Annotated in this window: 13 protein-coding genes, 1 tRNA gene and 2 pseudogenes; 5 read left to right on the plus strand and 11 right to left on the minus strand. The window is 63.5% G+C overall.

Annotated features, from left to right (window positions below; translation table 11 throughout):
• Positions 1–76: 76 nt before the first annotated feature.
• The gene (locus WDO70_00895; protein MEJ0061783.1) at positions 77–685 is read left to right on the plus strand and encodes a hypothetical protein; all 609 of its coding nucleotides are present in this window, start codon (positions 77–79) and stop codon (positions 683–685) included.
• Here WDO70_00895 and WDO70_00900 read toward each other — a convergent pair.
• From WDO70_00900 to xseA, 4 genes and pseudogenes are all read right to left on the minus strand, one after another.
• Entirely contained in the window at positions 682–1,656 is a 975-nt protein-coding gene (locus WDO70_00900) for an NAD-dependent epimerase/dehydratase family protein (protein MEJ0061784.1), read from the minus strand. The two genes, WDO70_00895 and WDO70_00900, sit on opposite strands and share 4 nt — an antisense overlap.
• A gap of 9 nt (positions 1,657–1,665) precedes the next feature.
• Positions 1,666–2,631, minus strand: coding sequence for a nucleotide sugar dehydrogenase (locus WDO70_00905; GenBank protein MEJ0061785.1), 966 nt, complete (start codon positions 2,629–2,631; stop codon positions 1,666–1,668).
• 67 nt (positions 2,632–2,698) lie between these two features.
• Positions 2,699–2,962 (minus strand): annotated as a pseudogene (locus tag WDO70_00910) (nucleotide sugar dehydrogenase).
• A gap of 48 nt (positions 2,963–3,010) precedes the next feature.
• Positions 3,011–4,489, minus strand: a complete 1,479-nt coding sequence (gene xseA / locus WDO70_00915) for an exodeoxyribonuclease VII large subunit (GenBank protein ID MEJ0061786.1) — start codon at positions 4,487–4,489, stop codon at positions 3,011–3,013.
• Positions 4,490–4,524: 35 nt separating this feature from the next.
• On the opposite strand from xseA, the gene purD reads away from it, so the two are divergent.
• Entirely contained in the window at positions 4,525–5,793 is a 1,269-nt protein-coding gene (purD, locus tag WDO70_00920; protein ID MEJ0061787.1) for a phosphoribosylamine--glycine ligase, read from the plus strand.
• A 58-nt stretch (positions 5,794–5,851) separates the two neighbouring features.
• On the opposite strand, the gene WDO70_00925 is transcribed toward purD, so the two are convergent.
• Together WDO70_00925 and WDO70_00930 are read right to left on the minus strand one after the other, a co-directional pair.
• Complete coding sequence (locus tag WDO70_00925) at positions 5,852–6,043, minus strand: hypothetical protein (GenBank protein ID MEJ0061788.1); 192 nt, start codon at positions 6,041–6,043, stop codon at positions 5,852–5,854.
• A 76-nt stretch (positions 6,044–6,119) separates the two neighbouring features.
• Positions 6,120–6,504: pseudogene (locus tag WDO70_00930) on the minus strand (nucleoside deaminase).
• Here WDO70_00930 and WDO70_00935 point away from each other — a divergent pair.
• The 3 genes from WDO70_00935 to rsmD are packed head-to-tail and all read left to right on the plus strand — an operon-like array spanning position 6,430 to position 7,938.
• Entirely contained in the window at positions 6,430–6,588 is a 159-nt protein-coding gene (locus WDO70_00935; GenBank protein MEJ0061789.1) for a hypothetical protein, read from the plus strand. The pseudogene WDO70_00930 and the gene WDO70_00935 sit on opposite strands and share 75 nt — an antisense overlap.
• Before the next feature lie 19 nt (positions 6,589–6,607).
• Positions 6,608–7,372 (plus strand): pseudouridine synthase, encoded by a 765-nt coding sequence (locus WDO70_00940; GenBank protein MEJ0061790.1) that lies wholly within the window; start codon positions 6,608–6,610, stop codon positions 7,370–7,372.
• A complete protein-coding gene (gene rsmD / locus WDO70_00945) occupies positions 7,369–7,938 on the plus strand; it encodes a 16S rRNA (guanine(966)-N(2))-methyltransferase RsmD (GenBank protein MEJ0061791.1) in 570 nt (189 codons plus the stop codon). Before WDO70_00940 ends, rsmD begins: the two co-directional genes overlap by 4 nt.
• Positions 7,939–7,940: 2 nt before the next feature.
• On the opposite strand, the gene mutL is transcribed toward rsmD, so the two are convergent.
• From mutL to WDO70_00970, 5 genes are all read right to left on the minus strand, one after another.
• Positions 7,941–9,725 (minus strand): DNA mismatch repair endonuclease MutL, encoded by a 1,785-nt coding sequence (gene mutL, locus WDO70_00950; protein MEJ0061792.1) that lies wholly within the window; start codon positions 9,723–9,725, stop codon positions 7,941–7,943.
• Complete coding sequence (locus tag WDO70_00955) at positions 9,722–10,999, minus strand: pentapeptide repeat-containing protein (protein ID MEJ0061793.1); 1,278 nt, start codon at positions 10,997–10,999, stop codon at positions 9,722–9,724. The genes mutL and WDO70_00955 overlap by 4 nt, the downstream gene beginning before the upstream one ends.
• A gap of 79 nt (positions 11,000–11,078) precedes the next feature.
• Positions 11,079–12,080, minus strand: a complete 1,002-nt coding sequence (gene galE / locus WDO70_00960; GenBank protein MEJ0061794.1) for a UDP-glucose 4-epimerase GalE — start codon at positions 12,078–12,080, stop codon at positions 11,079–11,081.
• A 113-nt stretch (positions 12,081–12,193) separates the two neighbouring features.
• Positions 12,194–12,267 (minus strand) — tRNA-Gly (locus WDO70_00965).
• Between the two features lie 96 nt (positions 12,268–12,363).
• Complete coding sequence (locus WDO70_00970) at positions 12,364–13,335, minus strand: quinone oxidoreductase (protein MEJ0061795.1); 972 nt, start codon at positions 13,333–13,335, stop codon at positions 12,364–12,366.
• Position 13,336 lies beyond the last annotated feature (1 nt).

Below are 13,336 nucleotides of genomic sequence, written 5' to 3' on the forward strand. Positions count from 1 at the left end.
TGAAATCATTTTAACCATTTTTGAACGGAACATAATAGCCGTATATGTAGATAGCAAAAAACGGAGATAATTAATCATGGTCTGGGAATTTAAGCCTGCTCTTACACCGTCCAAAAACGAGGCGACGGTGCGCGAAGCAACGATTTTCGATTTCTTCAGCCAGGTCAAACTGGTCGTCGCCAGGCGCGACCGCAAGCATCCGGAACTGGCACACGCCATGGAATATATTCAACAGCAGGCGAAAATAGCAGGCTTGCCGCTGAGCAACCAAGGGACCCCTCTAGACGAAGCCGGTAAGCCCCTCGTGACGCTCGCGACGCCGTGGTTTACAGAGCCGAACGGCGATCATCCCGTCAGGCTGGTGCAAGTCGCCGTCAAGTCCGAACGCTTTCAAGCGGGAAGAGATTTTTACGACGCGCTAACGGATACAGTCGCCATTGCACACTCGGCCTATAAACTCAGCGTTGAAGCCGGGGGCGGCCCTAAACTAATCACCAATAAAGGCTATGGCATCGCATATCCCGGCACGCCGATAGAAATCGCCTGTCTGGGCAAAAAGTTCTCACACCGGGCGAAGAACTGCTCGCCGACGGCTATACGAGCAGGAACACCATCGGCGACCGGCTCATACAGGCCCTCAAAGAGAAATGCAGGCGGGCCTCTGTCATACCGAAATAAGGCTTAAACCTTATGATACTCCCGGAACCACGCCACGAATTTCTCTAATCCGGCGGCGATGGTGGTCGTGGGCATATAACCCAAGTCGCGCGTGCTGGCCGCGATATCGGCGAAGGTTTCCGGAACGTCGCCCGGCTGCATGTCCTCGTACTGATAGACCGCTTTCTTCCCCAGAAGATTTTCCAGCGTGCCGATAAAGTCCATCAGATTTTCCGCGCGCGAATTGCCGAGATTATAGACGGCGGCGGGCGCGGCGCCCGCTTCGCGCTTCGGCGGATGCGCGGCGGCAGCCAGAATGCCGGACACGATATCGTCGACATAAGTGAAGTCGCGGCGCATCTTGCCGTGATTGAACACCTTGATCGGCTCGCCGCGCAAAATCGCGCCCGCGAACAGATAGGCCGCCATGTCGGGCCTGCCCCACGGCCCATAGACCGTGAAAAACCGCAGGCCCGTCATCGGCGTGCCGTAGAGATGCGCGTAGGTATGGCCGAACAATTCATCCGCGCGTTTGGTCGCGGCATAGAGCGATACCGGATGATCGGTACGGTCTTCCACCGAAAATGGAATCTTTTTATTGCCGCCATAGACCGACGACGAGCTGGCATAGACGAAATGCCGCAATTTCTTCATGGCGCGCGCCGCTTCGAGCAGCACGATCTGCGCCATGATATTCGATTCGATATAGGCGTAGGGATTGACCAGCGAGTAACGCACGCCCGCCTGCGCCGCGAGATGGATGATCTCGGTGATGTCCGCGCCGTGTCTCTCGATGATCGAGGCGACGGCTTCGCGTCCCGCCAGATTGGCGCGGTAAAACGTAAAGCCGGGCAGCTTCTGCAATTGGGCCAGCCGCGCCTCTTTGAGCTTTACGTCGTAATAATCATTGACGCTGTCGATGCCGACGACCGGCACGCCCTGCCCCAGCAATTTCGCGGCGGTATGAAAGCCGATAAATCCGGCGACGCCGGTAACCAAACCGTCATGCTACAAACTCCAATAGCAAAGTCCCGCCGGAACGGCGGAGGGCATCAGCGCCGATTTCACGTCGGCGACCACGCCGCCGGGCTTGACCCGCGCCATCCATGAATCCATCGCCGCCATGATCTGCCGGTGCGGCACCGCGAGAACCAGCGCGTCGAGCTCGCGCAAATCCGCGTCCTCGGAAAGCTCAAGCCCGTATTCGTGGCGGGCGTGGGCGGCATCGGCCATCGGATCGTGCAGCAGCACCTCGCAGCCGTAATGGCCGAGCTCGCGCACGATTTCCGGCACGCGGCTGTTGCGCAGATCGCGGACATTTTCCTTGAAGGCGAGTCCGAGAACGCCGACGCGCGCTCTACCGTTCCAGCGCCCGCCGCCGACCATCAGCTTGACGATTTTTTCGGCGATGAAGACCGGCATATTGTCGTTGATGCGCCGCCCCGACAAGATCACCTGCGGATGATAGCCGAGCGCCTCGGCGCGCGTGGTCAGATAGTAGGGATCGACGCCGATGCAATGCCCGCCGACGAGGCCGGGCGAGAATTTCAGGAAATTCCATTTCGTGCCCGCCGCCGCCAGCACGTCCGCCGTGCGGATATTGAGGCGGTCGCAAATCAGCGCGAGCTCGTTCATCAGCGCCACGTTCAAATCGCGCTGGGTGTTTTCCAGAACCTTGGCGGCTTCGGCGACGGCGATGCTCTGCGCCTCATGCAGGCCCGCGGTCACGACCGCGCCATAGACGGCGCGCAATCGCGCGAGACTTTCGGCATCTTCGGCGGCGATGATCTTGACGATGGTTTCGAGCGTGTGCTCGCGGTCGCCAGGATTGATGCGTTCGGGAGAGTATCCAAGACGGAAATCCTTGCCGCGCTTTTTGCCCGACGCCGCCTCGATGCGCGGGCCGCAGACTTCTTCGGTAAGGCCGGGATAGACCGTCGATTCGAATACGATCACCGGAACCCGGGCCGTCATTCTCGCGTCCCTTGAGCGCCGCGCCGATCATGTCGCAGGCGCTCAGCACCGCGCCGAGATCGGGGCGCTTGGCCTCGTCGATGGGGGTGGGCACGGTGACGATGAAAAAACTGCAACCGGCCAGCGCCGCCGGATCGTCCGTTATCGTCGCGGGCGTAGCCTTCAGGACATCCGCGCCGATTTCCCCGGTCCAGTCATGACATTGCCGCAACGCCTCGACGCGGCGCTTGTCCACGTCGAAACCGGCGATGCCGGGGAATTTCCCGGCCAGCCCGACGAGAAGCGGCAGCCCTACATAACCAAGACCGATGACGGCGATTTTTTCCTGCATGAAGGGGAAAAAGCACAGAAACGGGGCGAGCGCAATGCCCTCCCCAAATCAGAACAGGCTGCCCTGTCCGCCGTCGCGGCGCGGCAGGATTTGCGCCGCCGCCTCGCCATCATGGAAGATCAGCGCGACTTTCTGCTTCAGCTTGGCCCCGGCAGCGCTCGAAACAATCTGGCCGTTTTCCGCACGCACCAACGCGTAGCCGCGCTGCAGCACGCCCTGCGGCGACAGGCTGACCAGAAGCTGCCCCGCGCGGCGCACGCGTTCATGCCACTGCTCCCATCGCTGCCCGAACGCACGCTCGCCGCGCGCGGCGATCTCGGGCAGTCGGCGCTCAAGCTCCCGGAACGATTGCACGCGCTGGCGGAAAGCGGATTCCATCGCCCGCGATTCATTGCTCAGTTTCTGCGCCGCGAGGCGCAGCCATTCGCGCGGATGCGGCAAGCGCCCGCCGGTTCCCGCCAGCGCCGAGCGTCGCAACAGCAGAATCTGACTCATGCCGGTTTTAAGGCGCTCCGCCCTGTCGTCGGCGCGCTGCCACAGCGGCTCCAGCATGCGGCGCGGATCGCCGAGCGCGCGGGCGACGAGCATGAGCCGGTCGCGACGCGCCTCGATCCCGCGCCGATTGGCCTGCTGCTGCCGCGCGGCGAGATTGTGCAAGTTCGCGAGCAGCTCGGCCCGCACCGGCACCGCCATTTCGGCGGCGGCGGTCGGCGTTGGCGCGCGGCGGTCGGCGGCGAAATCGATCAGCGTGGTATCGGTTTCATGCCCAACCGCGGAAATCAGCGGGATCGCGCTCGCCGCCGCGGCGCGCACCACGATCTCTTCGTTGAACGGCATCAGATCCTCGACCGAGCCGCCGCCGCGCGCGATAATCAGAACGTCCGGACGCAGCGGCGAATCTTCCGCAAGCGCATTGAATCCGTTGATCGCGGAAACAATCTGCTCCGCAGCAAGGGGGCCCTGCACCGCCACCGGCCAGATGACGATGGGACACGGAAAACGGTCTTCCACCCGGTGCAGAATATCGCGGATCACCGCGCCGGTCGGCGAGGTCACGACGCCGATGCGGCGCGGCATGAAGGGCAGGGGTTTTTTACGTTCCGGGGAAAAAAGCCCTTCCGCCATAAGCCGTTTTTTGCGCTCCTCGATCAGTTTCAGCAGCGCGCCCTCGCCCGCGAGCGCCATCGCCTCGACGACGAGCTGGTATTTCGATTGCCCGGCATAGGTGGTGAGCCGCCCGGTGCAGACCACCTCCATGCCGGCCTCCGGCTTGAAGCCGAGCCGCCCCGCGCCGCCTTTCCAGATCACGGCGGCCAGAACGGATTTATCGTCCTTGAGCGACAGATAGACATGGCCGTTGCCATGGAATTTGCATTCCCCGATCTCGCCGCGCACCCGCACATGGCCGAAACGCTCCTCGACCACCTGTTTAAGCTCGCGGCTGATCTCGGATACCGTGAATTCGGGCGCGTTCGCGCCCGGACGGGGTTGATCTATCAGAGCGGATGGGGCAGAAATTTCATTCATCGTCTGACGATAAAGTAGAAACAGGGGGGAAGTCCATGCGGGTTCTGGTTATCGGCGGCGGCGGACGCGAACATGCCCTATGCCAAGCCCTGCTCAAATCGCCGCAATGCAAGGCGCTGTTCTGCGATCCGGGCAATGCCGGGATTGCCCCCATCGCCTCCTGCATCCCGCTGAATAGCGAAGACCATGCGGCGACCGTCGCCTTCTGCCATATGGAAAAGATCGATTTCGTCGTCATCGGGCCTGAAACCCCCCTCGTTCACGGTCTGGCCGATGTGCTGCGCCAGGATGGAATCCCGGTTTTCGGCCCGTCTCAGGCCGCCGCCGAGCTGGAAGGCTCGAAGGGCTTCATGAAGGATTTGTGCGCCAAGACGAATATCCCGACCGCCAAATATCAGCGCTTCACCGATCTCGACGCCGCGCTCGCCTATATCGACCAGGAAGGCGCGCCGATCGTCGTCAAGGCCGACGGCCTCGCGTCCGGCAAGGGCGTCACCGTCGCCATGACCGTCGAAGAGGCGAAACAGGCCGCCACGGAAGCCCTCAAGGGCCGCAAATTCGGCGCGTCGGGCGCGTCGCTGGTGATCGAGGAATATATGGAAGGCGAGGAGGTCAGCTTCTTCGCTCTATGCGACGGCCCGCACGCGATCCCGTTCGCCTCGGCGCAGGATCACAAGCGCGCCTTCGACGGCGACGAAGGCCCGAACACCGGCGGCATGGGCGCCTATTCGCCCGCGCCGCATATGACGCCTGCCTTGACCGAGCAGGTCATGCGGGAGATCGTGCAGCCGGCGACGAACGCGCTGCTCGCCATGGGCAGGCCGTTCCAGGGCGTGCTGTTCGCGGGGCTGATGCTGACCAAGAGCGGCCCGAAGCTGATCGAGTTCAACGTCCGTTTCGGCGATCCAGAAACCCAGGCGATATTGCCCCGCCTCAAGAGCGATTTATTGCTGGTGCTGCATGCGGCGGCGATGGGCAAGCTCGACGAGATCGCTCTCGAATGGGACGACCGCGCCGCCCTGTGCGTGGTGATGGCGGCGAAAGGCTATCCCGGCAGCTACGGCTATGGCAGCGTCATCAAGGGCCTCGACCGCGCGGCGGAGTCTCCCGACGTGCTGGTGTTCCATGCCGGAACCGCCCATGACGGCGACACGATCCTGGCGAATGGCGGGCGGGTGCTGGGCATTACCGGCCTCGGCGCGACGATTCAGGAAGCGCAGCAGAACGCCTATAAGGCTATCGACCGGATCGAATGGAAAGAGGGCTTCTGCCGCCGCGATATCGGCTGGCGCGCGGTGGGATAAAACAAAAACGCGCGCGGCAGAGACTGCCGCGCGCGTCATGAATTGAATTCCGGGCCGATTACGGTGCCGGAGCGCCGAAGATACGTTCGAGGCGGCTCAAGAACGGAACCGCGCCGCGCGCAGGCTCCATCGCCATCGAAGCAGTTATTCCCAGTTTCACGGTTCCTAATTGCTGACCGATGGCATCAGGCACGCCACCGGTTTGACCGGCGACTTCGCTCATGGCGCTTGCAAAATCCAAACCAAACATCGTCCATCTCCTTGACTTGAGGGTAGAGGCCCGACGATAGGGCCATGAAAACCATAAATTGGCAAGTAATTTTTAGTTAATACCTTAAATTACTGAAAAAGCTTCGCAATATGTCCCCGCAAGCCTGTTCCTCCATGCCGCCGATGATTTCCGGCGCGTGATGGCAGGTCGGCTGCGCGTAAAAGCGCGGCCCATGATCAACCGCGCCGCCCTTGGGGTCGTAAGCGCCGAAATAAAGCCGCCGGACGCGGGCGAAGCTGATCGCCCCGGCGCACATGGCGCAAGGCTCCAGCGTTACATAGAGATCGCATTCCGGCAGGCGCGGCGAGCCGAGTTTTTTTCGTTGCCTCGCGTAAAACGAGCATTTCCGCGTGCGCCGTGGGGTCATGGGCGGCTTCGGTCATATTCCCGGCCCGGGCGACGATTTCGCCGTTCAGCACGGCGACCGCGCCCACCGGCACCTCGCCGCGCAAGGCGGCGGCGCGGGCTTCCTCGAGCGCGATTTGCATGAAGCTTTGCATAAGGGGCGGCATGGCTATACATAGGGAATCCAGGGAAAGAACCATGCCACAAACAACGACGAAAAGCGAACAGGCGAACAAGGGCGAGCGCATCGCCAAATATCTGGCGCGCGCGGGAATCTGCTCGCGCCGCGACGCCGAGAAAATGATTCTCGAAGGGCGCGTGAAGGTGGACGGCAATATTCTCGCCAGCCCCGCCTTCAACGTCACCGAAGCCAGCGCGGTTCTGGTCGACGGCAAATCCGTCGCCGCACGCGAGCCCGCGCGCCTGTGGCGCTATCACAAGCCCGCGGGCCTCGTCACCACCGCGCGCGATCCGCAGGGCCGCCCGACGGTATTCGAAAATCTGCCGAAAAATCTGCCGCGCGTGGTTTCCGTGGGGCGGCTCGACCTCACCACCGAAGGGCTTTTGCTGCTGACCAATGACGGCGCGCTGGCGCGGCATCTGGAACTGCCGAAGCATGGCTGGATGCGGCATTACCGCGTGCGGGTGCATGGCACGGTGAACGAAGCGCGGCTGAAGAAGCTGGAGGGCGGCCTGGTGCTCGAGGGCGTCCGCTACGGCCCGATCAAGGCGACGCTGGAAAAGGCGCAGGGCGCTTCCAACGCGTGGCTCGAGGTCGGCATCCGCGAGGGCAAGAACCGCGAGATTCGCAAGGTCATGGAGCATATGCGCCTTACGGTCACCCGCCTGATCCGCGTCAGCTTCGGCCCCTTTCCGCTTGCCAAACTGGCGCCGGGCGCAGTAGAGGAAGTGCCGCCGCGCATGATGCGCGAACAATTGGCGGACTTTTTTACAGAACCATGATTCGGATCGTCGGAGGCATATTCGCGGGCCGCAGTCTGCCCGTGCCGGTGGGGCGGGAAACCCGCCCGACCTCCGACCGCGTGCGCGAAGCGATGTTCAATATCCTGGCCCACCGCGACTGGAATGTCGGGCGCGACGCAATCATGAACGCCCATGTCCTCGATGTCTGCTGCGGCACCGGCGCGCTGGCGCTGGAGGCGATCTCGCGCGGCGCCGACTATGCCTGCCTCGTCGATCTGTCACCGGCAGCGATCAGAGTGGTGGATAATAACGTCAACGTGCTCGGCATCGCCAACCAGTGCCGGATCATCCGCGCCGACGTGCTGCAGATGCCCAAAGCGCCCAGGCCGTGCAATTTGATTTTCATCGATCCGCCCTATGACAAGAATCTTCCGGCGCAAATCGTGCCGGGCCTCGTCGCGCAAGGCTGGGTCGCGCCGCGCGCCATCGTCGTCGTCGAAACCGCCGAGGACGAAACGGTGGAGCTTCCGCCGGAATTCACCCTCAAGCTCGACCGCGAATATGGCGACACGAAAATCTGGTTTTATGTTTACGAGAAGAAATAAATTTACCTTCGCTCGAATAATTTTTCCAAATCCGCCAGCTTCAATTCGATATAAGTCGGGCGGCCGTGATTGCACTGGCCGCTGTTGGGCATATCTTCCATTTGGCGCAAGAGCGCGTTCATTTCCTCGCCATTCAGCAACCTTCCCGCCCGCACCGAGCCGTGACAAGCAAGCGTCGAGCAAATATGTTCGAGCTTCTCGCGCAGGCTTTCCGCCGTGCCGTAGGATGCGATCTCGTCGGCAAGATCGCGAATCAGTCCCTTGATGTCCCGCTGGCTGAACAGCGCCGGAATCTCGCGCACCAGAACCGCGCCCGCGCCGAACGGCTCGATCATCAGGCCGAGCGCCGCCAGCTCCTCGGCGCGCGCGGCAAGCCTGCCCGCCGCCACGTCGCCGAGATCGACCACTTCCGGCAGCAGCAAAATCTGCCGCTTCACGCCGCCCTCGGCCAGGGCGGCTTTCATCTGCTCATAGACGATGCGCTCATGCGCGGCATGCTGATCGACGATGACGAGACTGTCTTGCGTCTGGGCGATGATATAGGTGGCATGCACCTGCGCCCGCGCCGCGCCCAGGCGATGTTCCGGCTGAACTTCCGCCGCAGATTCGACGCGCGCCGCCGGCGCGGAATCGAACGCCAGAGAGCCGTGCGACATCGGCGGCAGCCCGGACGGCATATGAAATCCGCCGCCGTGAGAACCGCCGGAACCTTGGTGAAGCCATGTCATATTTTGTCCGGGCCGCATCGCGGCAAGCGCCTGCGGCGCAAGCGACGGCGCGGCGCGCCTTGCGTCACGCGACAGCGCGTCGCGGATCGCGGCCACCGTCAGCCCGCGTATCAGCGCGGCGTCGCGAAAACGCACCTCGGCTTTCGCGGGATGCACATTCACGTCGACCTCGCGCTCCGGCAGCGTGATGAACAGCGCCAGAACCGGCTGCCGTCCCGTGGGCAAGAGATCGCCATAGCCGCCACGCACGGCGGCATAGAGCAGCTTGTCCTTCACCGGGCGGCCATTGACGAACAGATATTGCTGCCGCGCCGTCGGGCGGTTGTGAGTCGGAAGGCCGATCATGCCGCCCACCGTCACATGGTCGCGGCTCAGCGAAACCGGCATCGAGTTTTCCAGAAATTCCTCGCCCAGCACCTGGCCGATGCGCGTCCGCCGCGCTTCTTCGATAAGGCCCGGCGCGGGGGCAAAGCGCACGGGACGCCGCCCTTCCTCGATCAGGCTGAACCCGGCATCGGCGCGGCTCAGCGCCAGGCGCTCCAGAACCTCGCGCGCATGATCGCCCTCGGCGCGCGGCGTCTTGAGAAATTTGAGCCGGGCAGGCGTCGCGTAAAACAGATCGCGCACTTCGATGCGCGTTCCCAGGCCCGCCGCCGCGGGCTGAGCGATGCCGACCGCGCCGCCTTCGACCGCGATCATCGCGCCACTTTCGCTTCCCGCCGCGCGGCTGGAAATCGACAGCCGCGATACCGCGCCGATGGAGGGCAGCGCCTCGCCGCGAAACCCCAGCGTGCTGATGGCGAACAGATCGTCGCCGGGAAGCTTGGAGGTGGCATGGCGCTGGATCGCGCGCGGCAATTCTTCCTGGGTCATGCCCTTGCCGTTATCGACGACCAGAATCATGGACTGGCCGCCATCGCGCAACGTGACCTCGATCTCGCTCGCGCCCGCGTCGAGCGCGTTCTCGACCAGTTCCTTGACAACGGCCGCCGGCCGTTCGATGACCTCGCCCGCCGCGATCTGGTTGATGAGATTGTCCGGCAAAACGCGAATCGTCATCGCTTCCCATCCATTCGCGTGCCTTCGAGATTGACGGCTTCCATGTCCGCGCCTTGCAGATTCGCGCCGCGCAGATCGGCGTTCGACAAATTGGCATGCGCGAGGTCGGCTCCCGCGAAATTGACGCCGGTCAAGTCCGCGCCCGAAAGATCGGCATAGCGCAGGCTGGTTCCCGATAAATCGCTGGCTATGGCTTTGCGGCTGCCGATCTTCAGCGGCTGAAGCTTGGCGCGCTGCAGATGGCTGCCGGTCAATTGCGCTCCGGATAAGTTGGCCCCCCGCAGATCGGCCTGGATCATGTTGCACTGCCTGAGATCCGCGCCGCGCAGATCGGCGGCCTGCAGCTGCACTTCCAGCATGTCCTGGCCGTACCAGATGGAATTCTCGCCCCGGATCATCGCGAGAAGCGCGCGGGTGAAGGGCGGCTCCCGGCGCAGATCGAAGCCGCTGATATCGAGCCGTTCGCCCTCCATGCCTTCGCTCGCGACCCATAGCGTGTGCGCCTTGAGCCTTTCGGCGAAAGGCTTGTCGAGCTGCGCCAGCGTCGGCCCGGCGGCGGCGGCATCCAGCGCGCCCTTGGTGTCGGCGTCGAGGAGATTGGCGGATTCGGTCTTGGCTTCCGTCATCACGGCGGCGCGCAGATTGCTTTCCCTCAAATCCGCCTGGCTGAGATCCGCGCCATGCAGGTTGGCTCCCTCCAGGCTCGCGCCGCGTAAATTGCCGCGCAGCATGACGCTGCCGGCAAGATTGGCGTCCTGGAAATTGGTGTTCATCGCCATGACGCCGGAAAGTTTCGAGCCGCTCAAATCCGCGCCGCGGAAATCGGTCGTGCTTTCGGCGGTGGCGCGATCGCCGCTTTTCTTGGCCGAAATATCCCCGCCGCCATCCTCGTCCTGCGCCTGCGCCATCATCCGGCCGCCGCGCAGATCGGCGCCGGTCATATCCACACCCGCCATCACGGCGCCGCGCAGGACGGCGCCGCGCAGATCGGCGCGCACCATGCTGGCGTTCAAAAGATTGGCCTCGCGCAAATCGGCGCCGAAGAAGGAGCAGTAATCCAGCGTCGCGTCGCGCAAATCCGCCCCCGCGAGAACCGCGCCGCCGAAATCCGCGTGGGACATATCCTGGCCGCGCAGCGTCAGGCCGGTCAGGTCGTAATTGATCAGGCTCGCGCGCCGCCCGCCCACTTTGCCCGCGCGGAACATCGCATGCTTGCGGACCAGATCGTCCAAAGCTTCCTGATCGATGCGGATCGTCGGAGAGGATTCGTTCATGAGCCCAATTTAAGGCACATCGCGGCGAAAGGGAATCGGTTAGTATCCATTCGGAAACCCGCGATGATGCGCCGCAATATTACGACGGCAGCCGCACATCCAGCACCGCCTCGCGGTAACGCTGGCCGCGATGCCAGGCAAGGGCGGAGGCGACGATATCGCCGAGCGGGCGGCCCGGCTTCCAGCCCAAAAGCCTGCCCGCCTTCTCGGCATTGGCGACCAGCGCCGGAGGATCGCCCGCGCGGCGCGGCCCATATTCCGCCGGAACGGGGCCGCCGACGCGATTTTGCACTTCGTCGATGACCTCCTTGACCGAATAGCCCTTGCCGGTGCCGAGATTGCAGACGGTGCTTTCGCCGCCGCCGAGAAGGTAGCGCAGCGCCGCGACATGCGCCTCGGCGAGATCGCGGACATGGACGTAATCGCGCACCGCCGTGCCGTCCGGCGTCGGATAATCGGTGCCGAACACCGTGATCGCGGGCTTATGGCCCAGCGCGGCGAGAATCACGTTGGGCAGCAGATGGCTCTCCGGCCAATGGGCTTCGCCGATGCCTTCCTCCGCCGCGGCTCCGGCGGCGTTGAAATAACGCAGCGCCACCGACTTCATGTCCGCCATCTCCCGAAGCGCCTGCTCCGCCGCCAGCTTGGTCTCGCCATAGGGGTTGATCGGCTTGAGCGGCAAATCCTCGGTCAGCGGGGAGATGTCGGGCATGCCGTACACGGCGGCGGTCGAGGAAAACACCGCATGGCGAATGCCGCCGGCGCGCGCGGCGGCGAACAGCTTCTTGGCGCGCTCGAAATTATTGTCCCAGTATTTCGCGGGATTTTGAACCGACTCGCCGACTTCGATGAAAGCGGCGAAATGCATCAGCGCGGCGGGCTTGAACTCGGCGCAGACGCCGCGCACGAAATCCTCGTCGCCGATGTCGCCCTGGCGCAGCGGGCCGAATTTCACCGCCCATTCATGCCCCTGCGACAGATTGTCGATGGCCACCGGCGTGAAGCCCGCGTCCCGCAAGGCAAGGCAGGCATGGCTGCCGATATAGCCGGCGCCGCCGGAAACGAGGATCGTGGATGACATGGGTGCCTATAAATATATCTTTGTTTATGCTTCGTCCGCCGTCGCGTCGCGTCGCGAAGCTATGGCGGGACACTCGGTTTTTCTAAGCGCGCCAGCGCGCTAAGAAAAACCGGTGGAGCGGGTGGCGGGAATCGAACCCGCGTAGCCAGCTTGGAAGGCTGGAACTCTACCATTGAGTTACACCCGCGCTCATCGATCGAAAAACACGGCGACCGGTCATCAGACGTAGCCGAAAATCAAGACCGGTTCAACAAATCCCGCGTTTCGCAGGGCCGATTACCGGCTATGGCATTAAAATAACCTTCCCCGCCGTCTGCCGCCCTTCGAGCGCCTCATGAGCCTTGGCGGCGTCGGCGAGGGCGAAACGGGTCATCTGATCGAGCAGCACGGCGCCGGATTTCAGCATCAGGAACAAATGCGCGGCGCGGCGCCCCAGTTCCTGCGGCGTGGCGATATAATGGGGCAGCGAAGGCCGGGTCAGCGTGAGCGAGCCCAGCGCGCCGAGCCGCGCCACGTCGAGCGGCGGAATCGCGCCGGAAGACTGGCCGAAGCTGACCAGCGTGCCGCGCGGCTTGAGGCATTGCAGGCTACCCTCAAACGTCGTCTTGCCGACAGAATCATAGACGACATCGACGCCCAGGCCGCCGGTGATCTCGCGCGCCCTTTCGGCGAAATCCTCGCTTTGGTAATCGATCGCATGGGCGCAGCCATAATGCAGCGCGAGGCGCGTCTTGGTTTCGCCGCCCGCGGTGCCGATGACCGTCGCGCCGTGATGCGCCGCCCACTGGGTTAGCAAAAGGCCGACGCCGCCCGCCGCCGCATGCAGCAGAATAGTATGCCAAGGCATGACTTCAAAGCTCGAGGTGATGAGATATTCGGCGGTCAGGCCCTGCAGCAGCACCGCGGCCGCCGTCGCGCTGTCGAGCCAGTCGGGCAGCGGCACCAGCCGGTCCGCCTTGACCAGATTGTGCGTGGCGTAGGTTCCGGGCTTGTCGGCGACATAGGCGACGCGCATTCCTTCGGAAATTTTCTCGACGCCCGCGCCCACCGCCTCGACCACGCCCGCCGCCTCGAGGCCGAGGCCCCCCGGCAGCGCGACCGGATAAAATCCCGTGCGGTGATAGATATCGATGAAATTGACGCCGATGGCTTCATGGCGAATCAGCGCCTCGCCGGGTCCGGGCGCGCCGAGCCGCAAAGGCTGCAGCCGCATGATGTCGGGGCCGCCGGGCGCGGCGAAGGTGATGGCCTGCATC

It is taken from the genome of Alphaproteobacteria bacterium (genome assembly GCA_037200005.1).
In the GTDB taxonomy this organism is placed as follows: domain Bacteria; phylum Pseudomonadota; class Alphaproteobacteria; order UBA9219; family RFNS01; genus JBBCGY01.